We start from the raw sequence: 25,016 nt of genomic DNA, 5'->3' as shown, positions 1-25,016 counted from the left end.
TGCAAAGTCTACAGAAACTGTACTAATATATAGTCAAAATTGGGGAAAACTAGTTTTAATAATGTATTTTTATTTATACTTATTTATTTTTATGCAAAGATATACAAAAATGATCAGCCCTATACGGCTGTTTTAGAGAGTTTTTTCATTACTGTTTTAATTATATTTACTGCTTCTTCCATTTCAGAAATTGAAACAGTTAAAGGAGGCAATAGTCTTAATATATTATTGCCTGCTGGAAGAGCTAATAATCCATTTTCCCTTAATTCCTTTAATAAAACAGGCAAGTCAATAGACGTTTCAATTCCGAACATGAAACCAAGATTTCTAACTTCATTAATTTCTTCTAATGAACTTAAATCACTGCATATTTTCTTAAACAGATATTGGCTGTTATTCAAGACATTCTGTAAGAATTCCTCTTGAAAGATTGTTTCCATTGTAGCAATAGCCGCAGCAACTGATAGCGGATTTCCACCGAAGGTTGATCCATGGCTTCCAGGTCCAAAGACTGTTTCGAGTTCCTTTCTCCCGATTACAGCTCCTATTGGCAATCCATTTCCTAACCCTTTGGCAGATGTTACTATATCAGGTGTTAAATTAAATTGCTGAAATGAAAACGGAGTCCCTGTCCGCCCAATCCCAGTTTGAATTTCGTCAATAATGAATAGGGCATTATACTCTTTACATAGTTCCTGAACACCCTGTAAAAACTCATGCTTTCCAATATGAATACCGCCTTCCCCTTGTACCACCTCAAGCATGATTGCGGCTGTATCATTATCTACCACCTGTTTAAGTGCATCTAAATCATTAAAAGGCAAGTAGACAAATGTTTCTAGCATAGGACCAAAACCAGTTTTTATTTTATCCTGGCCGGTTGCCGACATCGTGGCAAAAGTCCGTCCATGAAAGGAGTTTGTAAAGGTGATGATTTTCTTTCGTCCAGTCGCTTTTCTAGCGAGCTTAATAGCCGCTTCATTTGCTTCAGCACCACTGTTTGCAAAAAACACCAAATCCATCTTGGCAGCTTCTGCTAATAGTTGTGCGGCTTTCTCTTGCTCCCCTTGAACAAATAAATTGGAAACATGCCAGAATTTGTTAAGCTGGCTGCTAATTGCCTTTTGCACAGCCTTAGGCCGATGACCTAGATTACAAACTCCAATTCCAGACGTAAAATCCAAATACTTTTTTCCGTTTTTATCTATAATGACACAGCCTTCAGCCTGTTCTGGTTCAACGTCCCAACGGGCATATGTCGGAAATAAATGGCTCATTTTAATACCCTCTCTTTGGCATTGATTTCTGTTCCAATCCATTGAAAACCGTCAAAAAACTTCTTCTTACCCGAAACAATCATCACGCTTTTTATTCCTTTTTCGATCGAGGCTGCAGCAGATTTAACCTTTGGGATCATTCCGCCAGTGATTTGTCCTTGGTCAATATACTTATCAATTTCTTCAGTATCTGTTTGAAGCAGCAGGTTTCCATCAATCATAATCCCATCTACATCCGTGACAAAAATACAATGTTCAACCTCTAGTGCATTAGCTACGGCTGCTGCAGCAAAATCAGCATTTATATTAAGCTTTGTTCCGTCTTCTGTAACTGCAATTGGCGTAATGACAGGAATAAATCGGTCTTGCAAAAGCATGGTGATTACCTCTTTATTCACCCTCGTAACATCACCGACAAATCCAAGCTGTTCCTTGTCAATAAACTCCCCTTGCAAAAACTCTCCATCACTTCCATTTAAACCAAAGCCCTTTAATCCATACGATTGGAGTTTAGCTACCAGTTTTCTATTTGTCTGCCCAGACAAAACCATTTCAACAATTTCCAGTGCCTGAGAAGTCGTCTTACGAAGCCCTTGAACAAATTCATGAGGGACCTGAAAAAGATCAAGCATTTTATTAATATCAGGTCCTCCTCCGTGTACAAATATGAGCTTGTAGCCTTGTTTATCCAAATCTATTAAACTTTCAAAAAAATCCGGGGTTAGTTCATCCAGCACACTGCCACCACATTTTATAACGATTGTTTTCATGTGACTTCCCCCTTACGATCGGTAGCTTGCATTAATTTTGACATAATCATAGCTTAAGTCACAGCCCCATGCCTTACCTGCTCCAGTTCCTTGATGCAGGTCAACATAAATTTGAATAGTTTGATTTCGTAAATATTCACTTGCCTCTTCTTCAGAAAATGGCTGTGGCTCACTATTCTTAAGCATAGTAATGGGACCAATCGCAATATCGACAGAATCAGGGTTTACATGAACCTTTGATTGACCTATAGCTCCGATGATTCTTCCCCAGTTTGCATCTTCTCCATATACGGCTGTTTTCACTAGGTTTGATCCTACAATTTGCTTTGCTACTTGTCTTGCTTCAAGATCACTTTCTGCTCCTTTTACATCCACTTCAATTAATTTCGTTGCCCCTTCTCCATCCTTGGCAATTTGCTTTGCCAGACTTTCACATGTCTTCGAAAGCAGTTGCACAAACTCATTCCATTCCGGGTGATTAGGTGTAAGTGACTTATTTCCGGCCATTCCGTTTGCCATTACAAGAACCATATCATTTGTCGATGTATCCCCATCAACTGTTATTTGATTAAATGTCGTATCTGTTATAAGCCCTAAAGCAGCTCGAAGATGTTCACTTTCAATATTTGCATCTGTAGTAATAAAGCCCAGCATCGTAGCCATATTCGGATTGATCATCCCAGAGCCTTTCGCCGCTCCTCCCATCGTAATCGTTAAACCATCAATAACTGTGCTGTAGCAGCAATTCTTCATTACAATATCTGTCGTTAGAATCGCTGTTTGGAAATCCTCAGCATGCTTAGAGTCATTATCCGGCTGTAAACTCTGAATACCGATTTCAAGCTTATCCATTGGCAAATACTCACCGATAACTCCCGTTGATGCAACGGCAACATAGTGCTCCATTAATCCAAATTTTTCTGCTGTCCATTTTCTCATTTGGAGAGCGTCTTTTATTCCTCTTTCCCCAGTACATGCATTTGCACAAGCACTATTTACGACCACCGCTTGCAGCATGTTCTCAACTTTAATGCTTTCTTGTGTTACTTTTAATGGTGCTGCCTGGAAATGGCTAGTTGTATAAACTGCAGCGCAATTTGCTGGAATTTCGCTAATAATTATTCCTAAATCTTTTTTTGAATACCTTAGTCCTGCATGCACCCCAGAAGCATTAAATCCTTTTGGAGAAATGATACTTCCTCCATCAACTTCTTTTAGGGATACAGTGTGAGATACAGCTTGCATGTTTTTTTCCTCCTTCTTATGGAAACATTGGAATAAAATCTAATCCTGTCGTTTCTTCAAAACCGCATATTATATTTGCATTTTGCACAGCCTGCCCTGCTGCACCCTTCATTAAATTATCAATAACAGAAATAATCGTTAATCTTCCGGTCCTTGGATCGACATGAAGACCAATATCACAGTAGTTGGAGCCAGCTACCTCCTTGACCGATGGGAATGTATTTTCCGGCCTAATGCGAATGAACGAATTATCACGGTAAGTTTCGTTATACAAATCTAGCAGTTGGGAGGTATTTAGATCTTCTGATAGTTGAACATAGGCTGTGATCATGATTCCTCTCGTAATTGGCAATAGGTGTGTTGTAAAGGTAATTGGACTGATATCTTTATTCCATCTTGAAAGCTGCTTTTCAATTTCAGGCGTATGCTGGTGTTCATTAACCTTATAAACTCTAAAGTTCTCATTTGCCTCTGCAAAACTAGTATTTCGAGCTAATGATCTGCCGGCACCTGATACACCTGATTTGGCATCGATAATAATACTCGATGGCTTAATTAGTTTTTCTTTAACGACTGGAGCTAGGCCTAATAGTGTTGCAGTTGGGTAACATCCAGGATTGGCAATTAACTTTGAAGCTCTAATTTCTTCCCTGTACCATTCTGTAAGGCCGTAGACAGCTTTGCCAGACAAAGTTTCATTAACAGGTTCATGTTTGTACCATGTCTTATATGTCTCAGCAGGTAATCTTAAATCACCTGAAAGATCAATCACGTTAATATTCTTATTTTCAAATTCAGCAGCTAAGTTTCCGGAGATTCCTGATGGGGTAGCAAGAAAAACGATATCTGATTGTTCAGCGATCTCACTAGAATTTATGTTTTGCAGATTGTCATCAATAATTTCAAAGAGGTGGGGATATTCTTTCCAAATCGGAATATCTTTCTTAGATGAGTGGATAGACTGTATTTTAAATTCAGGATGCCTTTGTAGTATCCTCAGCAGCTCCGCTCCCCCATATCCAGTTGTTCCTATAATTGAAACCTTCATAGCTTCTCCCTTCATTAACCATTTTGCATATTTAATCATTTTTTTTTATATTTATGAATTAATATTTCTCTTATTATAGAAAGGATGGAAGATAAAATCAACTGTTTTTTGTTGAAGTTTTTTATCTTTACAATATAATAGTGTTATTAACCCTAAAAGATTGAATTATTCTAAAGTTAAAGGTTCGTTTTTCCCACGGACATACACTACGGGAAAAGGTGGTTTATCATATGGAGTCTCAAAATGAGTTTTCTAATGAGCTTAAGGAGTTATTACTAACTGTTCATCATAAAAGAAAAATTGAAAAAGGCACCTTTCTATTCCAAGAAGGGATGAAAGCAAGTGAACTGTTTGTTATTGAAAGTGGTTTAATTCAAATAAGTAAAATCGTTCCAGATGGGCGTGAGCTTACTTTAAGGATGTGCTCTACAGGTGATATCATTGGGGAGCTTACACTTTTCTGTTCAGCACCAAGGTATATGCTAAGTGCAAAGGTAATTGAGGGTGGAGAGGTTGCGGTTATCGCTCAAAATGAATTAGAGGAAAGATTAAAACAGGAGCATCAGCTAGCACTTGAATTAATGAAGTGGACAAGCCTTCAATATCGAAAAACGCAAACTAAATTTAGAGATCTCATTCTCCATGGGAAAAAGGGTGCCCTATTTTCAACATTAATTAGACTTTCCAATAGCTATGGGGTGATTTCCGAAAATGGAATTACTTTAAGCATCCCATTAACGAACCAAGAGCTCGCTAATTTTTGCGGAACATCCAGAGAAGTTGTCAATCGGATGTTAGGCGAACTTCGAAAAAAGGAAATTATTTCTATTAAAAAAGGTATCATTACCATTCACAGCCTAAGCTATTTAAAAAACGAAATAGACTGTGAAAACTGCCCAGTTGAGATATGTAATATAGAATAAAAAAATTAAAACGCTTAAAAATAAGCGTTTTTTTTGTTTGCCTCTATATCACATGAATGAGTACAAGAATGAAGAAAAATGCCGCATTAACAATTTCAAGAATTCCAAGTTTAGCCATTGTCAGCCCCTTGCCGTAGAAAATGATGGCTCTAATCAAACTAGGGATGAATGAGATAACCAATAAAGGCTTACCAGCAATAAACCAGACAGTAATAACTCCTATGTGAAATATCCATGAAATCCATTTAAATGTTTGGTTTTTCTTCTCCCTAATCATTGTTTTTACAAAAAAGGTGCTTCCTATAAAAAATAATATGGAGGCAATAAAGATGGTTAAGCTAGTTAAATTAAGTTCTCCTGCAGGAAGATAGCTGCTAGCCAAGCCAGCAAATGAAAAAACTAATATAGCGCTTACATCATTTCCAAATGCGCGATCTCTATTTTTGGATGAATAATAAGCGTTGAGTAAAAAGAATGGGATCATCGACAGGCCAAAAATTATAATAGATGGTCTCACCAATAAAGGAAACATCAACAGAATCAAGGCCGGAACTAAATAGATCAATGCCCATTTACGATAAAAATTTATTTTTTTCCTTTTGAATAAAAGAAGCATTGGATATGTAGCTAAATAAAGTAAAAGCCAGCCAATAAAAAAAGGGATGTGAATCCACATAAATTCAGCTGCAGCAACTCCCAGCCAGAATGGGATGATGACCATTGCCCATGCACCATGCTGCTTTGGTAAAAATAGCTTCACTATTTTCTCCCCCCCTTTGCTACCTTACTTTACTATATAGGTTCGAATTGATGATTTAAGTGAAATGAATCACACAAAAAAATAAAACCGCCGAATTGTGACGGTTTTTAGGACATTTAACTAACTGTGTTGATTTATTAGGTAGTTTATTATCCACTCTTCTCCTGCATTGTCGTGTATTGAGAAAAACGGAAGTGAAGGAAATTCATCTTGAATCGTGCTAGTTTCTTCAGACCAATATAACACAACTTTAATATTGCTTAATACTGAAAGGAGTTTGGAATCCTCTATGTCTTTCAAGAGCACAAACTTAGGAAAGCTGGCATGCTTATGACCTTCAATTATGATAAAGTCTGGATTAAACTGCATTAGGATCACAAGCTGCTCGTCAAGCGTCCAATTCATTTTCTCCGCTTGGAGCAGAATTCTTCCATCCCCTTCCACAATAGCTGCAAGCGCTCCAGAAGAAATATGCTGACTAGAATCTTTTGTTTCAAGCAGATTAGGCTTTCCTCCATGCCCATGATGCTTCACTGTAGCGGCTGTTAAATCATGTTTCTTAAGATGTGTAATAATTTTTTTTACAAGTGTTGTTTTCCCGCTGTTTTGGTAGCCAACCACTTGAAAAACATATGGAGACCTTACCATGGCCACTCGCTTCCGTCATAATCCTCAAGCAGCAATACATCGACTTCAGAGCCTGCTTGAAAACCCCTTGTTCCCCCTGGCAGAATCATTAATGAATTAGCTCCAGCAAGGCTCATTACGATATTGGATTTGTCTACACCGCTTGGAAAAACCAATAATTTTCCGTCCTTTACAGTGACAGTACTTCTAACTAAGCGGGTAAAAGGGTTTGCTTTTGCAAATTCAACCGTAAGTTCAGCATTCTCTTTCCGAAGATGAGGCTTTTCAGCAAATAGCATTTTCCTTATGATTGGACGGGTAAATAGTTCGAAACCAACATAGCAAGCGGATGGATTTCCCGATAAACCGAATAAAAGCTTTCCTTCTAACTGTGCTACAGTCGTCACACTGCCAGGCCTCATTGCTACTTTGTTAAAAAGAACTTTAGCATTTAGTTTACTATATATGGCTGGAAGGTAATCAAAGTCTCCAACTGATACTCCACCAGTTGTGATAAGCATATCTACTTTATCTAAAGCTGAATTTACAGCTTCATAGCATGTTTTAAACTCATCAGGAAGTTTACCGAAATAAAGAACCTCGGCACCCGCACGTTCTATTTGTGCAGCAATCATATAAGAGTTGCTGTTTCTAATTTTGCCAGGTTCTAAAGGATCATCAACATCTAGCAGTTCTGTACCCGTAGCAAATAATCCTACTACTGGCTTTTTCGCAACTGGAACTTTTGCATAGCCAAACGTAGCAAGTATAGCCTGAATTCCTGGATTTATTTTTATCCCTTTTTTAATAAGGATATCCCCTTCTTTTGCATCCTCCCCCCTGAATGAGATATTATCCCCTGAATTGAATGAACGTTTAATGGACATATAATTTTTTCCGTTTTTTTCAAACCCTTTTGATAACTCAAGCATCACAACGGCATCACATTCTGCAGGCATCTGTGCCCCAGTCATAATGCGGACCGCCTGAAATGCGCCAACCTTTTTACTTGTCACGTGTCCGGCACCGATATGATCAATAACTTCAAATTCAATTGGATTTTCTGGTGATGCTTCTTTCGTATCGATTGCTCTAACAGCAAATCCATCATATGGAGATCGGTCAAAATGTGGCACATCATTAGTGGCTGTGATATCTTCAGCCAAATACCTTCCAAAACTCTCATTTATTGAGACGTATTCTATGTGACCTTTTTTTTCAAAGTCCATCACCCGCATGACAGCTTCGCCAACGGGAATGGGATTTCTTCTTTCAACCAATTATATCAGCTCCTATAGAGACATCATTATCCTTTTATTATAGGTGTATTGATGTTGATTTCATATAATCTAGCTCACACATAATTGCTAAAGTTTGTCTTAATTACTCTTAAGTGTGATTACAGTCACCAGTTAACAATTAAATATCGTTTATGCTGTATATGTATTTAAAGCTTAATTAAAGGAGGATTTATTGACCATGGCTTTTTCAGAAACAACATTAGTAAAGGATATAGTGAATGAACAACCGAAAACAAGTGATGTATTTAAACGCTATCGTATAGATTTTTGCTGTGGAGGAAATATTCCATTAATAACTGCTGCATCAGAGCTATCAGTTAACATAGAGCAATTAATGGCAGATTTAAATGAGATTTATGCTAAGGAAGAAAATCAAAAGGATGATATGGGGGTATGGACGGACAGTTCATCTCAAGAAATAATCAATCATGTTATGCAGCATTATCATATTCCACTATTAGATGAACTTGCACAGTTAAGCCCATATGTAACAAAGGTGGCAAAGGTTCATGGTGATCATCACCCAGAGCTTTTGAAGGTGTATGAGCTATTTTATGAGTTCAAGAAAGAAATGATTGAACATACAGCTAAAGAGGAAGAAACAGTTTTCCCAATGCTGAAACAATTAGAAGATCCTGAAGTTCCTAACCGCGAAGAAATTATTAACTATATTAAAGAGCTTGAAAAGGAACATGACCATGCAGGGGAACTTTTAAGACAGCTTAGAGAAACAACTTCTGATTATGAGCTTCCACTTGATGCTTGCGGAACGTACACACTTGTATACAAGCGTCTTGAAATGTTAGAAGGGCAAACATTCATGCATGTTCATTTAGAAAATAATATTTTATTCCCAAGATATTTTTAATCACATTGTTGGGAAAGGGAAATCGGCGTATAGATGCTGATTTCTTTTTTTTATAAAAAAATCCCAGACTAGGAGTCTAGGCAAGGATGTTTTTAACCACCGATATAAGACATCTCAATTTTCTTGCGATTTCTGGTAGTTTCTTCAGTCCGCTCATCTGAATAACGATCTTTTCTTCCGCTCCAAATATTGATGATCTTGTTTCTTATTTCAGCTTCTGACGCACCATTCCTCATAAATTCCTTCATATCATGACCCTCTCCATTAAATAGACAAGTGAAAATCTGTCCATTTGCAGAAAGTCTTGATCGAGTGCAACTTGAACAGAAAGATTCCGATACAGATGGAATAAACCCTACATCGACATTAGACCCTTCATACCGATATCGTTTGGCAACTTCGCCATAATAATCAGGGTCTACTGGGTCTAATAAATAGTGCACCTTTAAGATTTCATAAATTTCTTTCTTTGTGATAACATCATCCATTTTCCATCCATTTGTGCTGCCAACATCCATATATTCTATAAACCGAAGCTGTAGTCCGTGTTCTTTGCAAAATTTTGCCATCGGCACGATTTCAGATTCATTTAATCCCTTTTTTACAACCATATTAATTTTCACAAAGAGTCCTGCCTCTTGGGCAGCCTTAATTCCATTGAGAACTTCTTGAACCGCAACATTTCTGCCATTTATTTTTCCGAATAACTCGTCATTTAATGAATCTAAGCTAACATTTACCCGTTGTAACCCGGCTTCCTTTAAATCATTCGCAAGCCTTGGAAGCAAGACTCCGTTTGTAGTTAATGCGAGATCCTTTAGCCCATCTATTGCCGCAAGCTTTTTCACGAGTATTGGCATATCCTTGCGAAGCAATGGTTCTCCGCCTGTTAGCCTGATCTTTTCTACACCAAGATCTACAAATATTTTCGCAAGAAGTTCAATTTCCTCATATGTTAATAGCTCACTTTTCGGCAAAAAAGCAAAATCCGGTCCAAATTTCTCCGCTGGCATACAATAAGTGCACCGAAAATTACAACGATCAATTACCGATATCCGCAGATCTCTTAATGGCCGATTGTATTGATCTTTAACGATTGATTTTTCCATCCTATCAACTCCATTGAGGGTGACCTCTTTTGAAACATTGTAGCATACAAAATAACTTAATTAGGACTTTCAGTTAAATTTAGTTAAAAAAGCCAAAGAGGGTGACTTAGCAATTGGACAGACATTTAACTCACATAATACTTTATATAATATGCTCTTACAAGAAATTATATACAGTGTGCAGAGTGAGTGAAGACCGCCATTCGGAGTCACCTTTTGATTCAATTTTTAAGATGTTGCTTTTTTTCTTAATGCTTTTGGAATGTATACGCAGAAAGGTTCACTTTCCATATAATCTCCTGTGACTGCATAGGCCCGGGAACGTGAGCCGCCGCAAACATATCTAAATTCACATACTCCGCACTTGCCCTTATATGCATCAGGGTTTCTTAAGTTTTTGAAAACCGGTGATTCCCTATATATTTCAGCTAAAGGCTGTTCCCTTACATTTCCTGCTTTAATTGGAAGAAGCCCGCTCGGGTAGACATCTCCAATATGAGAAATAAACACGAAGCCATTGCCGTCATTAACACCTTTAGGAGCCCGTCCAAGACCATCTATAGATCCAGTTAATCCTTGTTGAGTCAGAGCATCTAAATATTGAATATCACCGTTTTGTGCCTGCTCCTCTCTCATTTTATTCTGAATAACAACACGGCGATAATGCTGGGCTGCAGTTGTTTTTATATCGAAGGACACCTTTTTACTTAAATCATATAGCCACTTAAATACTTTTTCATGTTCAACAGGTGAAATCATATCGCTTTCCTGTCCTCTTCCAGTCGGAACTAGGAAAAAGACACTCCAGAGAACACATTTCAAATTTTCTACGACCTTCGCCATTTCATCCAAGTAATCAATATTGTAACGAGAAATAACTGTGTTAATTTGAACAGGAATTTCAAGCTCATGCAAATACTTAATTCTTTCGATCGTTAAATCGAACGACCCTGCTGTTCCGCGAAAATGATCATGTATTTCGGGCGTAGGACCATCAAGGCTAAATGCCCAGCGTGATAAACCCACTTCCTTTGCTTTCTCAATCGCTTCCTTTGTCACATTTGGGGTTGCACTAGGAGTCATTGAGACACGGACACCTTTTTCCACTGCATACTTCGCAATATCAAAAACATCCTCTCGCATCAATGGGTCACCACCTGTAAAGACAAGCATCGGATTATTCATTTCATAGATTTGATCAATTAATGCCTTTCCTTCCTCAAAAGATAATTCGCGGGGATCTCTTCTATATTGAGCTTCAGCCCGGCAATGAAGGCATTTTAACTGACAAGCTCTTGTTAATTCCCAAATTACAATAAAAGGATCTTTATTAAAATCGCGGCTAAAGGACATTAGAATCCTTCCTCTCATATTCACTATTTCCATTGAAGGATATTTATCTAAATATTGATTGCAATCGTATTATAAGGGAAAATGCAAAATAAAATAGTGAGAAATCTCACATTGAGGATCATTAAAGGAGGAGGAAAATTCTAATCCAGTCAAATTAACTTGCTGGATTGGAGTATTTTAACAGGATTTTGACTAAACAACGAAACCTGTCCAGTAAACTGATTATTTCGGACTGGTTCCTAACTGTACACCATAAGCTGACCAATAAGAAAAAAAACAGCAAGAGCATAAGCCCCTGCTGTTCTATGATATCGTAATGACTTCATATTTGGATGCTAGATCAATAAAGGCTGGCATCCCGCTAATTTTACCGGCAATTAATTTAGTTTGCACTTCGTAATAGTCTACACAAGTTTTGCAGGCAATTACTTCTACTCCCTTTTCCTCCAGCTCTTTAAGATGAACGGAAGCAAAGGATTGTTCAGTTAATGCAAATACACCGCTATTCATGCAAAAAATTGCTGCAGGTAATTCCTCTCTTTGCTTTAACAATGTAAAAAAGGTTTCAAGGACGCCTTCACCAAGCTCCTTATCCCCTTTTCCAAGCTGATCAGAGCTAACTAGAATGACTTTATTCTTCATCAGCCTCTCACCTCTAACGAACCCCTAAAGCAATCTTCGCATATCGAGACATTCTGTCTTTTGACCATGGCGGATTCCAGACTATATTTACTTCCGTCTCTTTCACTTCTGGAATATCTGCTAGAGCACTCTTTACGTTTTCTACAATTGTTCCAGCAAGAGGACAGCCCATTGACGTTAAAGTCATATCAACGGTCGTCTTTCCCTCTTCATCCATCTTAACATCGTAAACTAATCCAAGATTAACGATATCCACACCAAGTTCTGGGTCAACTACTAGCTCTAGAGCACCCATAATACTGTCTTTTACTTCTTGATCCATCTGCTATAACACTCCTTCTTCTATGTTTCTAATTATTATCTTATCAAAAACAATCTTGAATATAAATGACGGGCATCACATCAGGCAGTAAATTTACTTTATAAATAAGTTTCAAACCATTTTACTGTTTCTATAACCCCTGTCGTACTCACCTTATGACCAGCTTTCTCATCAATAATAAATGAAAGATTTTCCGGTTGTTTATCGTATAAAGGTTTAATCGTTTCATAAAAATGAAAGGCAGGTGAGTAAGGAACGACCGAATCCTGTTTGCCATGCCAGAATAGCAATGGTCTATTTCTAAGTTTATCAGTCTGCTTACTTAAATCAAGTTCTCTAATTTTGTTCATCAGATGAGCAATTTCATCCTTTGTGAGTGGAATGTCAACTCCATGACGTTGAAGTTCATCTATTTGGTGCAAGGCAAACTTCTCATAGTAAGGCATTCCCATTAAGCTTGCCGCCACTTTTATCCAAGGGTATTGAGTAAGTGCACCTAATGTGACAATTCCCCCCATTGAAGTCCCAACAACACCTACTCTGCTGGGGTCTATCAATTGCTCGTCTTCGAAGGAACTTTTTACGATATCCAGTTCTTCGATTGTTCGGATGATGATCTCCCAGAAATGTAAATTCAGTTCGTTTCCCGACAGTCCAGTACTTCTTTCACCATGGTATAGTGCTTCAGGAAGGATAACACGAAACCCTTTTTCAGCTAGTAAGTAAGCATAGTACAGATTAAATTCCTTCCTGCTTGTGAAACCGTGAATAAAGATGATAGATGGAAGTTGTTCTTCCCATTTAGTTGAATCGGCAATGTGAAGAAAGGGAATTTCGTTAAGTTTGGAATTTTTCACAGTAATCATTGTAAATCCTCCTAATGTTAAGCCAAACTAAATATTAGGTTAAGATAAAAAATAATCGTTAATTTTTACAAAGCTAACGAATATTTGTTAACATAGTGGTTATAGTTAAATTTTTGGTTTTGATTACATGAACGATGGGTACGAGACTAGGAACATTTCTCATTCAGTGTAACATGTGGACTTTTTTTTTTCTAAAGCTTTACACTTGAAATAGAAAAAAATGTATAAAGAAGGTGTTGTTATTATGGCAGAAAAGCATTTGATCGCGCTAGACTTGGATGGTACGTTGCTAAAGGATGATAAGACTATATCATTAAAAACAAAAAAAGTGATTCAAAAAGCCCGTGAAGAAGGGCATATTGTCATGATTGCAACTGGAAGACCTTTTCGTTCAAGTGAAATTTATTATAAAGAAATGAATCTTGATACTCCAATTGTTAATTTCAACGGAGCATTTGTGCATCATCCCAGGGATAAAAAGTGGGGAGTTTATCATTCACCATTAGAAGTAAATATTGCCAAAGAAATTGTTGAGGCTTGCAGCTCCTTTCATTTTCATAACATCATTGCAGAGGTCATTGATGATGTTTACTTCCATTATCAGGATAAAAAACTGATAGAAATATTTGGCTTTGGTGAGCCTAATGTGACGACTGGTGACTTACGCAATTTTCTAAATTCCTCTCCTACAAGTATGTTAATTCATACCGATGAGGAGCATGTGCAAACGATTCGTGATCATCTATCGAATCTTCATGCTGAAGTCATTGACCACCGAAGCTGGGCGGCCCCGTTTCATGTTATAGAAATAGTAAAGGCTGGATTAAACAAAGCTGTCGGTTTGAAAAGAGCAGCTGATTACTTCCAGATTCCTGCTGACAGAATTATCGCTTTTGGCGATGAGGATAACGATTTAGAAATGCTTGAATTTGCAGGATATGGAATCGCTATGGGGAATGGAATTAATGAGGTTAAATCAGTAGCAAAAGAAGTTACCTTAACTAATGAAGAAGACGGCGTTGCCGTTTATTTGAATGAATTATTAAATCTAAAGTTATAATCATGCCTCATATTAGAAGAAAGACCAAGATATTCCCCTTTTTAAAAGATGCGATTAGAGCATACTAATCAACGAGGCAGCAGTTATGCTGTTTCAACAACTTCTTTTTTGGAGGGGATTCGATTGGGTAAACGTAATAAATCGAAACGCTTTGTACAGCAGGGAGTAGATTCAGTTACTAAGCATGCAGAACGTATCCCTTATCACTCAACATATGCAGAGGCTGAAGCGGAAAAAATGGCTAACGTGAAAGAATCCTCTCTTGGAGGAATTTAGCATGGGTAACAGACTGTTTCAAGAGGCGAAACGCTCTGTCGACATGGCAACTAAGGCTGGACCTGCTAATAGATCAGAAGCTGTTCAGAAAGCAAAAAATGCCTTAAGCTCTGCATACGCAAACTCGACAAGAGCAGAGCAGGAACAGTTGGCAGGAATGCAGCAAAGGTTAGACGAAATTCCTTCAAACCTTCAATTATAATAATAAACAACAAGCTGACATTCTAACTGTCAGCTTGTTGGACTTTCTCTAGGATTATTGGAAGTTCATTGATCATTTGTCCTTCTTCATTTCGCCCATATAAATAAAGAATAATGGTCCCGCTCTCAGGCATTTCCTCTTTAGGAATATTAATTTTTATTTTTATTTTTGACCATAAAGGAAATTTTTCGTTCATTTCCAGCTTTTTTTCAGAAATTAATTCATTATGCCCATCTTCAACGACATAGAAAAGCTTACCGCTATTTGATCGTGCTTCCCCAATTACTCTGTAACGCCCTTTCTCGCCACTTACCTGAATTTTTCGAAATGAATTGTTTTCAACGGCTGCTTCCTCTTTTTCTTCATAGCTGACCAAAGGATGCTTGATCATTTCTCCAGCAAATGTCGAAAGGGAGCCCATCATTACTAAATACGAGATAAGAATCTGTAGCATTTTATCCCTCCAAAGGTTAATTAATCCTTGCGGAAGAAGCCTAGTACTCCGATAGTCTGCACTATATTAGTAAAAGCATTTGAATCTACTTCCTTAATTATTCTTTCTAAATAAAATAATTCATAACGAGTGATAACAATCATGAGCATCTCCTTATCCTCATTAGTATATGATCCTTTGGCAGGTATAATGGTTATGCCTCTCATCAGTTTTTCATGGATGACTTTTTTCATTTCAGCTGATTTTTTTGTAATAATCATAACTGTCAGTTTCTCATGTCTTGTATGAATGGCATCAATTACCCTTGTTGAAACGTATAGCGTCACAATCGTATACAATGCCTTTTCCCAGCCATAAAGGGCACCTGCTGTTATTATGATTATGGCATTTAATATAAAGAAATAGGTGCCAATCGGTTTATCATTTAAACGTGAAAGGACCATTGCAATAATATCCATACCACCTGTTGAAGCACCCCATTTTAATGTTAATCCTACTCCAACAGCTCCAATCACTCCGCCAAAAACAGCATTTAATAAAATATCATCCGAAAACGCCTTTACAGGAATCACTTCTAAAAAGATAGACATGGCCAATACACTTATAAAACTATAAAGTGTAAAGGACCTGCCAACCTTCACCCAACCTAGAAGAGCAACCGGGACATTTAATATAAATAGGAAAATCCCTGTAGAGATTCCCCCTCCAAATACGCTGGATAAAAGCTGTGCTGCTCCGGCAAATCCGCTGGAATAAACATTTGCTGGGATAAGGAAAAAGTTCATGGAAATCGCTGTGAGAAGTGCACCAATCAATACAACGATTAATTTCTTGGTTCTTAACCAAATCATATTTGATCACCTATCTAAATTATTAGTTATTACCCAAAAATGGTATTTTTATTGTCTTTTTATACTAATTTCTATAAACTTAAGATTAAATAGGATGGAAAGCAGGTGAGTATATATGTCAGTAAAAATTTTGACAGATAGTGCAAGTGATTTACCTTTAAGTTTTTTTGAAGAAAATAACGTTACCTTATTCCCATTAAAAGTCCACTTAAACGATACTGAATATGAAGATTTAGTAACGATAAATCCTAAAACAGTTTATGAAGCCATCCGTGAAGGAAAAGTGCCGAAAACGTCCCAAGCTTCTCCTCTTGCCTTTGAAGAAGCTTTTACAAACATGGCAAAAAATAATGAGGATGGAATTTATATCGCATTTTCATCACAATTATCAGGAACATACCAAACCGCAGTTATGATTCTCCAACAAGTAAAGGAAACTTATCCTGACTTTAATTTAACTATTGTTGATACGAAATGTGCTTCACTTGGATTTGGCTTAATTGTTAAGGAAGCTGCTAAATTAGCTAAAGAAAACGCATCGAAAGAGGCTATTTTAGAAGATATTACATACCGCTGTAAGCATATGGAGCATTTATTTACGGTCCACGACCTCGATTACCTTGCAAAAGGCGGACGTGTTTCAAAAGCATCTGCATTTTTGGGCGGGCTTCTTAATATCAAGCCATTATTAAATGTTGAAGATGGCAAGCTCGTTCCAATTGAAAAACATAGAGGAAAAAAGAAGCTCCTTCGCCGTATCATTGAATTAATGAAAGAAAGAGGCGAAAACTTCGAACGTCAGGTCATTGGTATTAGTCATGCTGACGATGAAGAAACAGCTTTAGAAATGAAAGAACTAATCGTTCAGGAATTAAACGTTAAAGATGTCTTCATCTCCTCTATCGGGGCTGCCATTGGCTCTCATACAGGGTCCGGGACAATCGCCATATTCTTCTTAAATAAAGTAAAATAACCCTTTTCTTTCTTACGAATACTCCTTTTCATTATTACAGACAATATGAATAGTCAACCTCGTATTAAAGGTTGTCTTTTTATATTAAAGCTCCATGAATGCAAAATATGGAAAGGAGTAACCCTATTATGCCCCGAACTTCCGATAATGATAAAAAAGCGAAGGATAATAATGCCCTCAGGCATGAAAAAAATATGATGCGCGAGAAAAACCGCAAGGCTGGGAAAAACCAGTATTCTAAGACGACCGATCATTTATAGAAAAGCGGAAGCGCCTCGGTCAGCCCCGACAAGCATAAGACGAGCCGGCGGGAAGGTTGCTCTTTAACCTTCTTGACGGATTGGCTTATGACCTAGAGGGGCTAGGCGCCGGAGCTAGACAAAAGCAAAACGAGCAAGCTGCTGCTTGCTCGTTTATTTCTTAATATAGGTCCAGCCTTCTTCTTGATAGATTTTCCCTTCCTTCATCAACCGCCCTAATGCACGTTTGAAGCTGGCTTTACTAAGCTGAAAGCGATCCTGTATATCCTCCGGAGAGCTTTTATCACTATAAGGCATAGCCCCATTGCGCAATTCTAAATATGAAAGGATTTTTTCAGAATCCTCATCAAGTGCCTCTTGTTTTCTTGGCGCTAAGGAAACATTGATTGTTCCATCCTCTTTTACATCAATTACTCGGCCCTCAATCTTTTCTCCCAGACGTGGTTCGGTTTTTCGCTGAGATTCATGGATAAACCCTTTGAATCCTTCGGCAGTATAGACCCAGCTTCCAACCTTTGCTGTTCTGTAAATATGACCATGGATGTTTTTATTAAAATCTTGTCTTGTAGCCTTTATGGACATCTGCTCGATGATTGGGTCGGTGGCAACTTTAACATATATACGATTATTGCGATTCACTCTTAACGTTATATAGAGCAAATCGCCTTCCTTTGGCCACACTGACCGATGGACAGGAAGATCTTCTTTTCCAAGAAGCATATCCTTTTTAATTCCAATATTGATAAAAACACCAATATCCTGCATTACATCACTAACAACAGCCCAGCCATAGGATTCTGTTGTAATTTCAGGAATCGTTGTTGTAGCTGCTACTCTTCCTCTAGAATCCGTGTATAGAAAAACTTCAATCTCTTGGCCTTCTTCTAGCTGCAAATCCGTATCATTTTTATGTAAAAGCACATCCTCATCGCCATTTGATAGAAAGTAGCCAAATTCAGCAGGCCTTTCCACTGTTAACTTTACGGTACGGCCAATATAATCATTTATAGGCATTAATTATTCATCCTTTTTTATTAGTTTATTTAATAACGTCTATCTAAATTAGACAATATCACCTGAAGTTGTTTGGACTGCTATATTTTACTATAATTATAAGTAAAGTAAAACTTCTTTTCAAAAGACCATCCTTTTTATTGATATCTTTTGAAAAAGAACTGAAGTTTATGGAGGTAATTATGTCTAAAGAGAGCTCATTTGATATTGTATCCAAGGTTGACTTTTCAGAAGTCACAAACGCTATTAGTATTGCAATGAAAGAGATTCAAACCCGCTATGACTTTAAAGGAAGCAAAAGTCACGTTTCTCTTGATAAAGAGGAGCTTGTGCTTATTTCAGACGATGAGTACAAGCTTGGCCAGCTTAAAGATGTGCTAATAAGCAAAATGATTAGAAGAGGCATTCCGATAAAAAATTTAGATTATGGAAAAATTGAAGGGGCTTCAGGGGGAACGGTGCGGCAAAGAGCCAAGGTTGCCCAAGGAATCGATAAGGAAAATGCTAAGAAAATTAATACATTAATAAAAAACAGCGGTTTAAAAGTAAAAAGCCAAATACAGGATGATCAAATTCGTGTTACCGGGAAAAACCGAGACGATCTGCAACAGATTATTTCAGCTATTAAAGAAGCAGACTTAACCGTAGAGGTACAATTTGTGAATTATCGTTAAGAACTAAAGTAAAAGCCAAAGGCAGGCAAGTTCCTTTGGCTTTTACTTTTTAACTATTCCTGGGACCGTTTCCTTTTGGATCTTCTCCATACTGCGATGATAAAAGCTACAAAGGCACCCCACACAATAACAGTTGCTGTTACATATGGAATATTCATCCCAGATTTTTGAGATAAAATATATATTTCAGCTTCTTCTCTATCAGTGAAAATTTTATATTGATGATCATTGCTCTTAACGAGGTCATTCGTCAATAAGCCTCGCAGCTCTTTATCATCAGCAAATTCTTCTGCATTAATCGTAATATTTCGAGATTCAGAACTGTTATTTATGACAATAACTGTCGTTTCATTCTTATAAGTACGTTTATAAGCAAGAACGCCATTTTCCTCAGCAAGCAGCTTCATTTCTCCTCTAGTTAAGCTAGGGAGATTGGAACGTAGTTCACCGAGCTTTGTTATATAGTCAATCAAATCCTTATCAGTCCGGAAATCCATCTGTCGATGATTATCAGGCCCCAAACCGCCATCCAAGGCTATTTCACTGCCATAATAAACGATCGGAACTCCCGGAGAAGTATAAAGATAGGTTAATGCAAGCTTCCATCTTGGACCAGGATGCTGATTTTGTTCGACCATATCCCGCGTAAAACGGTCTACTTTATGGTCATCCAATAACGATCCCATCAAATTTGGATTTTTGTAGACTGACATCAGTTCGTCTTTGCGAGTTTTTAGTTCTTTTAATGATTGGTCAACTTGTACAAAGGCTGGCCTTAATGTTTCGGTTAAAGGAAAGTCCAGAAACCCATCAATCCCTGTGTCCTCATATTCAGTTATGATACGGGGATCAATTGACCTTACTTCACCAAGTAAATAAAAATCCTTCTTAGAAGATTTAGACTGTTGAACAAAATCAGTTAGGAACTTTTTTGAAACCCCGTCTACTTCATCAAGGTAATATCCATCTATATTCGTTTCATTAATCCACCATTTTGCAGCATCCAATAAATATTCTTGAACTTCTAGATTTTCATGATTCAACCTAGGAAGTTCATTTATCCACTCATTTTCAAGGCCCTGTAGATTTGGTGATTGGTCAGTTTTAAACCAATCTTTCTTTGTAGGGTCCTTTAGCCATTCATGCTTTGAGCCAACATGATTAATCGGGAAATCTAACATCACTTTCAAATTTCGGTTATGAATTTCTTTTACAAGCATTTTAAATTCATCAATCGTTCCAAAATGCTCTTCCGTATTGTAATAATCTATAACCCCATATCCATGATATCCGTTTTCTTCATTATCAAAAATTGGTGTCAGCCTAATAGCAGTAAAGCCCATATCCTTTATGTAATCGAGTTTCTTAATGACTCCTTGGAAGTCACCGCCATGGAAGCTTTGCGGATCCTTTACATTCACATGATAATCATTTTTAAAATCCCCATTATCAAAGCGGTCCACCATTAAAAAGTAAATAGATTCATCTTGCCATTTTCGATCTTCTTTTTCAACTGCTCCTACAGGCTGAGCGTAAAAAAGAAGCAACGGAATTAAGATAAGAGTCCACACTCTTTTTACCATCTCCGCTCCTCCCCCTTCTTTCACAAACAAGCTAATATGCAACTCCTTAAGATTAGCCTTTTTTCCCTTGCGCAGTCAAATGTTTAATGCAGAATCAACTAGTTTTTTGCGATTTTACCATTCGAGATTAGGTGTTTATCCATTTCATAAAACCGCCTGTCAGAATATGATTTTTATAGGGGCGGATTTGTTTATCCATAAATGAATGAAGAATTATTTAGATCTGGTTATAAAAAGAGAGGAAACTGTCTAAAAAGATTGTTGAGGGAATCAGATGGAGGTTTATAATGAATAGACAGCAGCGAACGAAACTAATTGAATACCAAACTCGTGCCTATACCGAAGGATCTATTGAATATATTAATGATCAATGGGTTTTCTTTGATAAAGAGACGGATGAAGCATCATTAATGGAAGAATTCCTCCACCAGGAAGTAGAGATTTTTCGATTTAAACGCTGGAAAAAAGGGATATTATCTGAAGAAGGGAAACTGGCAATAGACAATGAGATCCTTCTTTTGAAAGATCAAGACTCTGTAAGAATTAGAAAGCACCTTGTATTTTCATTAGAAAAATTACTAGAAGGAATGAATGATGATGCATTTTTCCAATTTATCACGACATTAAATTCCTTGCGGTTTTCTATATATGATTGTATCTACTGCTATAATCAGCTCTCCTTTCTTGAAAGAAACGAGAGAAAGAGCGGTGTTAATTTTATCGTATTTGATAACCAGGAACATATTTGCAATGTTCAGCATCATTTTAGTTACTTCGAAAAGATGAATGACCGCTTTGAATTTACATTAAATAGCGGAAAAAGAATGGTTATTGAGAAAATATCTTCTTAACAAGAAAAGTATAAGCGCCTTCGGAACAACAAAGGGCGATTGTTCCTGCGATGAATATTCGCTGATGCTTTCCTTTGTGGTCACCCCCGACAAGCACAAGTCGAGCCTCTCGGAAAGGTGAGCTCTACCTTTCAGAATTGGCTTGTGACCTCGAGGGGGTAGGCGCTGGTACTAGACATAAAAGGTGACTCACTCGAGTCACCTTTTTGCTATTTTATCTCTGCTTTTTCCTTTAATCCTTTTTCAAACTCAGTTATTTTCAGCGGTTTATGAATATAGAAGCCTTGAGCATAATGGCAATTTAATTCTTTTAGGAGTTCAATTTGTTCCTTCGTTTCGACCCCTTCAGCCACTACCTTCACTTCCAGGCCATGTCCCATTGTAATGATAGCCTTCACAATTGCTATATCATACGTATCCACGCGCAAATTGTTTATGAATGAGCGATCAATTTTTAATGTGTTAATAGGTAAGTCCTTTAAGTAACTTAATGAAGAATAACCTGTTCCAAAGTCATCAATCGACACCTTAACTCCAAGCTTTTGAAGTGCCCTCATGATTGGAATACTGTAATCAATATTCGTTAGCATCGTACTCTCTGTCAGCTCTAAAGTTAAATATTGGGGATCTAATTTAGATTCGCTTAAAGCCTGTTTTACATCATTCATAAAACCTGGCTGCTGAAACTGGTATGCCGACACATTAACGGCAACCGCTAATTGATTATTTCCAAGCTCCTGCCACTTTTTATTCTGCATACAGGCTGTTCGGAGCACCCATCTTCCAATCTCTTGAATAATACCCGTCTCTTCTGCAAGCGGGATAAAATCTGCCGGAGATACGAGGCCAAGCTTTGGATGATTCCAGCGAATGAGCGCCTCACTGCCAAAGATTTTCCCGGATTCTAAATCGATTAATGGCTGAAACATGAGATAGAATTCATTTTTCTGCAAGGCTTTACGTAAATAGCTCTCGAGCTCGAGTCTATTCAGCGCTTGCTCATTCATTTCAGTCGAGAAAAAGGTAATTTGATTTCCACCCTTGTCTTTTGATCGATTTGTCGCTATATCGGCATTTTTCAGAAGCTCATGTTCATCTGTTCCATCTTCTGGATAAAAGCTAACCCCAATACTTGCTGTAACAAAGAATTCTTGACTTTCATGATGAACAGGTTTTGAAATCTCCAATAAAATGGATTTTGCTGCTTTCATTACTTCATCTACTTGTGCTTCCTTTGTTAGTATAACTGTAAACTTATCTCCGCCAAATCTCCCAATATATGATCCGCTTGGGAGAACTTTTTCAATTCGAAAAGCTATCTCCTTTAAAATCATATCTCCCGCAAAATGTCCCAGGCTATCATTGATTAACTTAAAACGATCAATGTCGATAGAAAGAACGGCAAGTATGCGCTTTTTCTTTTTTGCCCGCTGAAGCATTTGTTCAAGCTGCTCAGTAAACCTCATTCGATTTGGAAGTCCTGTATCATGGTCGAAATTCGCTAGTTCTGTAATCTTTTCTTCGATCTTTTTTTGCTCGGTCATGTTTTTTCCGATAACATATATTCCGACACATTCGCCATTAACTGTAATGGGAATGTTTTTAAGTTGAAATAAATTCATTTCCCCAGATTTGGATATGAGAGTAGCATTATAGTATTGTTCTTTTCCCTTTATCGCTCTGAAAAAATGCATTCTTACTCTTGGAATGTCCTCGCTTAATACAATTTTAAAAGATGATGCACCCGTTATCTCATCATGACGATAGCCAAACATATCATCAAATGCAGGATTCACATTTGTAAAGTATCCTTGTAAATCAGTTGAATAAACTATATCTGTATGATTATTAAAAAGAGATTGGTGGTATTGCTCAGAAATAGTCAAGTTTTCATGCAATTGCTGAAAATCTTCTTGCGAGGAATCCATCAAACGTGTAAGTGATGCTAAGGTTTTCAACTGTTCAGGCATCGAATATTTAAAGGAAAGACCACCACGATTCTCCCGCTTTTCAAGCGATTGTTCAGATAGGGATAAGTACGTAAGTGATAGACCTCCATGCTGGGCCGTCCCTTCGTTTCCCGCTAATACCTCCCCATTTGTGAAGAAACCATTAGCTGGTGCAATGCTCTGAAGCATCATTAGTTCTTTTTCTGAAAAATCTCGAGCAAACCGTTTTCTCGACAAGCTATTGTAAACAAAAATAGTTTCTACCGGTTTTTTTGCTATTTGCCTAAACCCCTGTAATGTTTGATCAATAGTTGCTTCAATATTTGGATAGGAAAAAGTAAGTTTATCTCCTTCGGACACATTCCTGCTGACACGAATGGCCCCATTCTTCAAAATATCAATTATAAATAAAGAGACTTTTCCGTCTTTATGACTAATAGTGAAAGGGAACTCAAATCTTGAATTCGAAATATCTTTTATAAAGCCTTCTCCCAAATAATGTTTTAAGATTTGTAAAGGTTTTTTCTTATCTAATGAATAGATAATATCTCCGTTTGACTTTGTAACGGTAAAAACCTTTCCAATTTCCTGCCATATAATATGACTTTGTACTTGTGCAAATAGCTGTTTGCTTTGAAGGGCTACTCCTACAACCCCTTGGCTTGTTAATTCCTCTCCTGCTATCGAATAAGGTTCTGGACTCAATCCTGTATTTCCAGCAATACCGCCTGAAACGGTTAGCTGCGGATTACCTTCAATAATCCCTTCTAAAAGAGATTGAGAATCGACTTTATCTCCAGCAGGAAAAATAATCAGTACTTTCGTATCAAAATCGACAATTTGCTGTGCTAACCTTTTTCCCATGTCAAAACTGTCTTTAAAAGATTCCTGATGAAGCAAAGTAGACTTTACTTCTGTTTTATCAAATACCGTAAAAGAAATAATAGTCTTATTTTCTGTGATATTTCCTTCAAAAATCTCACCTGATGCTGAACAGCCAATAACTGTAGCAAGAGGCACCATTTTTTTTATGATGTTTTGCAATTTTAATAGAGAATCTCTGTCTGCCATCCCTGAAAAAACTTGAACAAGGAGGCTAGGGTATTCTTTTAGTTCATGCATATCTATCAAGCTATATAATTGATATTCATCTTCATAAATACATGTTATTGTTTTCGCCATAGCTCCACCACTAATTCCGTGACATATTTATATGATAAAAATACCATAAAAACCGAAATGTTGATATGTCTAAAAAAAGAAAAAGCTGCCTTTTTAGCAGCTTTTTACTAGATAATTGACAAATTTTATCAAAAAATGTTTTTACATGAGGAAAGTTAACGGAAGTTTAACAAATCCTAAGTAAAGAACGAGGATAAAAGTTACAAGGAACAATAACCAAAACATTGTAGTTTTCTTTCCTTTAACCGAACGGACAATAATCATTTCCATCATACCGATTACTACTATTCCAAGTAATGACTTTAAGATATAAAGCGAACTGATGTTAATTTTACTTAATATTACTACACCTGTAATAATTATTAATATATAGAAAAGCCTTAATACCATTTGAACTACTTTCAAACCTCTAGCTTTTCCACTCTTATGTAATCCTAAAGCTACAAAGAATAATACAAGTGCTAAAACCCATGTTGTTATGTGTGCATGAATCATCGAATGGCCTCCTTAACTAAAATCGATACAATCATATCATATTTGGAGCAAAAAATGTAAATTCCACTATTATCATAGGAG

Annotated in this window: 27 protein-coding genes; 9 read left to right on the top strand and 18 right to left on the bottom strand. The window is 37.2% G+C overall.

Translation table 11 applies throughout. From position 1 onward, the window contains the following. Positions 1–119 precede the first annotated feature (119 nt). Genes RRV45_RS07625 through argC form a run of 4 tightly spaced genes read right to left on the bottom strand, consistent with a single transcriptional unit; the run spans position 120 to position 4,340 of the window. Entirely contained in the window at positions 120–1,277 is a 1,158-nt protein-coding gene (locus tag RRV45_RS07625) for an acetylornithine transaminase (protein ID WP_315668224.1), read from the bottom strand. Then, positions 1,274–2,047 (bottom strand): acetylglutamate kinase, encoded by a 774-nt coding sequence (gene argB / locus RRV45_RS07620; protein WP_315668223.1) that lies wholly within the window; start codon positions 2,045–2,047, stop codon positions 1,274–1,276. Before argB ends, RRV45_RS07625 begins: the two co-directional genes overlap by 4 nt. Before the next feature lie 12 nt (positions 2,048–2,059). After that, the gene (gene argJ / locus RRV45_RS07615; RefSeq protein ID WP_315668222.1) at positions 2,060–3,292 is read right to left on the bottom strand and encodes a bifunctional ornithine acetyltransferase/N-acetylglutamate synthase; all 1,233 of its coding nucleotides are present in this window, start codon (positions 3,290–3,292) and stop codon (positions 2,060–2,062) included. Positions 3,293–3,308: 16 nt separating this feature from the next. Then, on the bottom strand, positions 3,309–4,340 hold the full coding sequence (argC, locus tag RRV45_RS07610) for an N-acetyl-gamma-glutamyl-phosphate reductase (protein ID WP_315668221.1): 1,032 nt from the start codon (positions 4,338–4,340) through the stop codon (positions 3,309–3,311). Between the two features lie 230 nt (positions 4,341–4,570). On the opposite strand from argC, the gene RRV45_RS07605 reads away from it, so the two are divergent. Next, a complete protein-coding gene (locus RRV45_RS07605; RefSeq protein WP_315668220.1) occupies positions 4,571–5,263 on the top strand; it encodes a Crp/Fnr family transcriptional regulator in 693 nt (230 codons plus the stop codon). Positions 5,264–5,306: 43 nt separating this feature from the next. On the opposite strand, the gene RRV45_RS07600 is transcribed toward RRV45_RS07605, so the two are convergent. The 3 genes from RRV45_RS07600 to glp form a co-directional block, all read right to left on the bottom strand. Next, positions 5,307–6,023 carry a YwiC-like family protein gene (locus RRV45_RS07600; protein ID WP_315668219.1) on the bottom strand — a complete coding sequence of 239 codons (717 nt, stop codon included), beginning with the start codon at positions 6,021–6,023 and terminating at the stop codon, positions 5,307–5,309. 120 nt (positions 6,024–6,143) lie between these two features. Beyond that, the gene (gene mobB, locus RRV45_RS07595) at positions 6,144–6,671 is read right to left on the bottom strand and encodes a molybdopterin-guanine dinucleotide biosynthesis protein B (protein ID WP_315668218.1); all 528 of its coding nucleotides are present in this window, start codon (positions 6,669–6,671) and stop codon (positions 6,144–6,146) included. Then, positions 6,665–7,930 (bottom strand): molybdopterin molybdotransferase MoeA, encoded by a 1,266-nt coding sequence (gene glp / locus RRV45_RS07590; protein ID WP_315668217.1) that lies wholly within the window; start codon positions 7,928–7,930, stop codon positions 6,665–6,667. Before glp ends, mobB begins: the two co-directional genes overlap by 7 nt. A 199-nt stretch (positions 7,931–8,129) precedes the next feature. Here glp and ric point away from each other — a divergent pair, with 199 nt between their 5' ends. After that, entirely contained in the window at positions 8,130–8,819 is a 690-nt protein-coding gene (gene ric, locus RRV45_RS07585; protein ID WP_315668216.1) for an iron-sulfur cluster repair di-iron protein, read from the top strand. A 92-nt stretch (positions 8,820–8,911) separates the two neighbouring features. On the opposite strand, the gene moaA is transcribed toward ric, so the two are convergent. The 5 genes from moaA to yjfP form a co-directional block, all read right to left on the bottom strand. Next, on the bottom strand, positions 8,912–9,928 hold the full coding sequence (gene moaA / locus RRV45_RS07580) for a GTP 3',8-cyclase MoaA (RefSeq protein ID WP_315668215.1): 1,017 nt from the start codon (positions 9,926–9,928) through the stop codon (positions 8,912–8,914). A 228-nt stretch (positions 9,929–10,156) separates the two neighbouring features. Beyond that, positions 10,157–11,281, bottom strand: coding sequence for a TIGR04053 family radical SAM/SPASM domain-containing protein (locus RRV45_RS07575; protein ID WP_315668214.1), 1,125 nt, complete (start codon positions 11,279–11,281; stop codon positions 10,157–10,159). A gap of 303 nt (positions 11,282–11,584) precedes the next feature. Next, positions 11,585–11,923: a DsrE family protein gene (locus tag RRV45_RS07570; RefSeq protein WP_315668213.1), complete on the bottom strand. Its 339-nt coding sequence runs from the start codon at positions 11,921–11,923 to the stop codon at positions 11,585–11,587. A gap of 13 nt (positions 11,924–11,936) precedes the next feature. Beyond that, the gene (locus RRV45_RS07565; protein ID WP_315668212.1) at positions 11,937–12,245 is read right to left on the bottom strand and encodes a metal-sulfur cluster assembly factor; all 309 of its coding nucleotides are present in this window, start codon (positions 12,243–12,245) and stop codon (positions 11,937–11,939) included. 98 nt (positions 12,246–12,343) lie between these two features. Beyond that, positions 12,344–13,111: an esterase gene (yjfP, locus tag RRV45_RS07560; RefSeq protein ID WP_315668211.1), complete on the bottom strand. Its 768-nt coding sequence runs from the start codon at positions 13,109–13,111 to the stop codon at positions 12,344–12,346. A 244-nt stretch (positions 13,112–13,355) separates the two neighbouring features. Here yjfP and RRV45_RS07555 point away from each other — a divergent pair, with 244 nt between their 5' ends. From RRV45_RS07555 to RRV45_RS07545, 3 genes are all read left to right on the top strand, one after another. Next, positions 13,356–14,171, top strand: coding sequence for a Cof-type HAD-IIB family hydrolase (locus RRV45_RS07555; protein ID WP_315668210.1), 816 nt, complete (start codon positions 13,356–13,358; stop codon positions 14,169–14,171). Positions 14,172–14,294: 123 nt separating this feature from the next. Further along, on the top strand, positions 14,295–14,447 hold the full coding sequence (locus RRV45_RS07550; protein ID WP_197414450.1) for a hypothetical protein: 153 nt from the start codon (positions 14,295–14,297) through the stop codon (positions 14,445–14,447). 1 nt (position 14,448) lies between these two features. Continuing rightward, positions 14,449–14,649, top strand: coding sequence for a DUF3813 domain-containing protein (locus tag RRV45_RS07545; protein ID WP_315668207.1), 201 nt, complete (start codon positions 14,449–14,451; stop codon positions 14,647–14,649). A 22-nt stretch (positions 14,650–14,671) separates the two neighbouring features. Here the strand turns inward: RRV45_RS07545 and RRV45_RS07540 are convergent, their stop codons facing one another. Next, positions 14,672–15,103 carry an intracellular proteinase inhibitor gene (locus RRV45_RS07540; protein WP_315668206.1) on the bottom strand — a complete coding sequence of 144 codons (432 nt, stop codon included), beginning with the start codon at positions 15,101–15,103 and terminating at the stop codon, positions 14,672–14,674. A gap of 20 nt (positions 15,104–15,123) precedes the next feature. Next, positions 15,124–15,954, bottom strand: coding sequence for a YitT family protein (locus tag RRV45_RS07535; protein WP_315668205.1), 831 nt, complete (start codon positions 15,952–15,954; stop codon positions 15,124–15,126). A gap of 115 nt (positions 15,955–16,069) precedes the next feature. On the opposite strand from RRV45_RS07535, the gene RRV45_RS07530 reads away from it, so the two are divergent. After that, positions 16,070–16,927, top strand: a complete 858-nt coding sequence (locus RRV45_RS07530; RefSeq protein ID WP_315668203.1) for a DegV family protein — start codon at positions 16,070–16,072, stop codon at positions 16,925–16,927. Between the two features lie 128 nt (positions 16,928–17,055). Continuing rightward, a complete protein-coding gene (locus RRV45_RS07525; protein WP_082677191.1) occupies positions 17,056–17,187 on the top strand; it encodes a DUF3941 domain-containing protein in 132 nt (43 codons plus the stop codon). A 153-nt stretch (positions 17,188–17,340) separates the two neighbouring features. On the opposite strand, the gene RRV45_RS07520 is transcribed toward RRV45_RS07525, so the two are convergent. Continuing rightward, positions 17,341–18,201 carry a CvfB family protein gene (locus tag RRV45_RS07520; RefSeq protein WP_315668200.1) on the bottom strand — a complete coding sequence of 287 codons (861 nt, stop codon included), beginning with the start codon at positions 18,199–18,201 and terminating at the stop codon, positions 17,341–17,343. A 182-nt stretch (positions 18,202–18,383) separates the two neighbouring features. Between RRV45_RS07520 and RRV45_RS07515 the strand changes: the two genes are divergently transcribed. Beyond that, positions 18,384–18,875 carry a YajQ family cyclic di-GMP-binding protein gene (locus RRV45_RS07515; protein WP_315668199.1) on the top strand — a complete coding sequence of 164 codons (492 nt, stop codon included), beginning with the start codon at positions 18,384–18,386 and terminating at the stop codon, positions 18,873–18,875. A gap of 53 nt (positions 18,876–18,928) precedes the next feature. Here the strand turns inward: RRV45_RS07515 and RRV45_RS07510 are convergent, their stop codons facing one another. Then, positions 18,929–20,458, bottom strand: a complete 1,530-nt coding sequence (locus RRV45_RS07510; protein ID WP_315668198.1) for an alpha-amylase family glycosyl hydrolase — start codon at positions 20,456–20,458, stop codon at positions 18,929–18,931. Positions 20,459–20,745: 287 nt separating this feature from the next. On the opposite strand from RRV45_RS07510, the gene RRV45_RS07505 reads away from it, so the two are divergent. Beyond that, complete coding sequence (locus RRV45_RS07505) at positions 20,746–21,309, top strand: DUF2777 domain-containing protein (RefSeq protein ID WP_315668197.1); 564 nt, start codon at positions 20,746–20,748, stop codon at positions 21,307–21,309. A 209-nt stretch (positions 21,310–21,518) separates the two neighbouring features. Here the strand turns inward: RRV45_RS07505 and RRV45_RS07500 are convergent, their stop codons facing one another. After that, the gene (locus RRV45_RS07500) at positions 21,519–24,440 is read right to left on the bottom strand and encodes a bifunctional diguanylate cyclase/phosphodiesterase (RefSeq protein WP_315668196.1); all 2,922 of its coding nucleotides are present in this window, start codon (positions 24,438–24,440) and stop codon (positions 21,519–21,521) included. A 141-nt stretch (positions 24,441–24,581) separates the two neighbouring features. Further along, a complete protein-coding gene (locus RRV45_RS07495) occupies positions 24,582–24,935 on the bottom strand; it encodes a YisL family protein (protein WP_315668195.1) in 354 nt (117 codons plus the stop codon). Positions 24,936–25,016 lie beyond the last annotated feature (81 nt).

Source organism: Bacillus sp. DTU_2020_1000418_1_SI_GHA_SEK_038 (genome assembly GCF_032341175.1).
Lineage (GTDB): Bacteria > Bacillota > Bacilli > Bacillales > Cytobacillaceae > Cytobacillus.
The sequence above is the reverse complement of the archived record's forward strand: the minus strand, read 5'-3'. Positions and strand labels throughout refer to the sequence as shown.

What these genes read in the sequence shown, in the direction of transcription:
- RRV45_RS07625 (WP_315668224.1), bottom strand. Translation starts at nt 1,277, where the DNA reads ATGAGCCATTTATTTCCGACATATGCCCGTTGGGACGTTGAACCAGAA.
- argB (WP_315668223.1), bottom strand. Translation starts at nt 2,047, where the DNA reads ATGAAAACAATCGTTATAAAATGTGGTGGCAGTGTGCTGGATGAACTA.
- argJ (WP_315668222.1), bottom strand. Translation starts at nt 3,292, where the DNA reads ATGCAAGCTGTATCTCACACTGTATCCCTAAAAGAAGTTGATGGAGGA.
- argC (WP_315668221.1), bottom strand. Translation starts at nt 4,340, where the DNA reads ATGAAGGTTTCAATTATAGGAACAACTGGATATGGGGGAGCGGAGCTG.
- RRV45_RS07605 (WP_315668220.1), top strand. Translation starts at nt 4,571, where the DNA reads ATGGAGTCTCAAAATGAGTTTTCTAATGAGCTTAAGGAGTTATTACTA.
- mobB (WP_315668218.1), bottom strand. Translation starts at nt 6,671, where the DNA reads ATGGTAAGGTCTCCATATGTTTTTCAAGTGGTTGGCTACCAAAACAGC.
- ric (WP_315668216.1), top strand. Translation starts at nt 8,130, where the DNA reads ATGGCTTTTTCAGAAACAACATTAGTAAAGGATATAGTGAATGAACAA.
- moaA (WP_315668215.1), bottom strand. Translation starts at nt 9,928, where the DNA reads ATGGAAAAATCAATCGTTAAAGATCAATACAATCGGCCATTAAGAGAT.
- RRV45_RS07575 (WP_315668214.1), bottom strand. Translation starts at nt 11,281, where the DNA reads ATGTCCTTTAGCCGCGATTTTAATAAAGATCCTTTTATTGTAATTTGG.
- RRV45_RS07570 (WP_315668213.1), bottom strand. Translation starts at nt 11,923, where the DNA reads ATGAAGAATAAAGTCATTCTAGTTAGCTCTGATCAGCTTGGAAAAGGG.
- RRV45_RS07565 (WP_315668212.1), bottom strand. Translation starts at nt 12,245, where the DNA reads ATGGATCAAGAAGTAAAAGACAGTATTATGGGTGCTCTAGAGCTAGTA.
- yjfP (WP_315668211.1), bottom strand. Translation starts at nt 13,111, where the DNA reads ATGATTACTGTGAAAAATTCCAAACTTAACGAAATTCCCTTTCTTCAC.
- RRV45_RS07555 (WP_315668210.1), top strand. Translation starts at nt 13,356, where the DNA reads ATGGCAGAAAAGCATTTGATCGCGCTAGACTTGGATGGTACGTTGCTA.
- RRV45_RS07545 (WP_315668207.1), top strand. Translation starts at nt 14,449, where the DNA reads ATGGGTAACAGACTGTTTCAAGAGGCGAAACGCTCTGTCGACATGGCA.
- RRV45_RS07540 (WP_315668206.1), bottom strand. Translation starts at nt 15,103, where the DNA reads ATGCTACAGATTCTTATCTCGTATTTAGTAATGATGGGCTCCCTTTCG.
- RRV45_RS07535 (WP_315668205.1), bottom strand. Translation starts at nt 15,954, where the DNA reads ATGATTTGGTTAAGAACCAAGAAATTAATCGTTGTATTGATTGGTGCA.
- RRV45_RS07530 (WP_315668203.1), top strand. Translation starts at nt 16,070, where the DNA reads ATGTCAGTAAAAATTTTGACAGATAGTGCAAGTGATTTACCTTTAAGT.
- RRV45_RS07525 (WP_082677191.1), top strand. Translation starts at nt 17,056, where the DNA reads ATGCCCCGAACTTCCGATAATGATAAAAAAGCGAAGGATAATAATGCC.
- RRV45_RS07520 (WP_315668200.1), bottom strand. Translation starts at nt 18,201, where the DNA reads ATGCCTATAAATGATTATATTGGCCGTACCGTAAAGTTAACAGTGGAA.
- RRV45_RS07515 (WP_315668199.1), top strand. Translation starts at nt 18,384, where the DNA reads ATGTCTAAAGAGAGCTCATTTGATATTGTATCCAAGGTTGACTTTTCA.
- RRV45_RS07510 (WP_315668198.1), bottom strand. Translation starts at nt 20,458, where the DNA reads ATGGTAAAAAGAGTGTGGACTCTTATCTTAATTCCGTTGCTTCTTTTT.
- RRV45_RS07505 (WP_315668197.1), top strand. Translation starts at nt 20,746, where the DNA reads ATGAATAGACAGCAGCGAACGAAACTAATTGAATACCAAACTCGTGCC.
- RRV45_RS07500 (WP_315668196.1), bottom strand. Translation starts at nt 24,440, where the DNA reads ATGGCGAAAACAATAACATGTATTTATGAAGATGAATATCAATTATAT.
- RRV45_RS07495 (WP_315668195.1), bottom strand. Translation starts at nt 24,935, where the DNA reads ATGATTCATGCACACATAACAACATGGGTTTTAGCACTTGTATTATTC.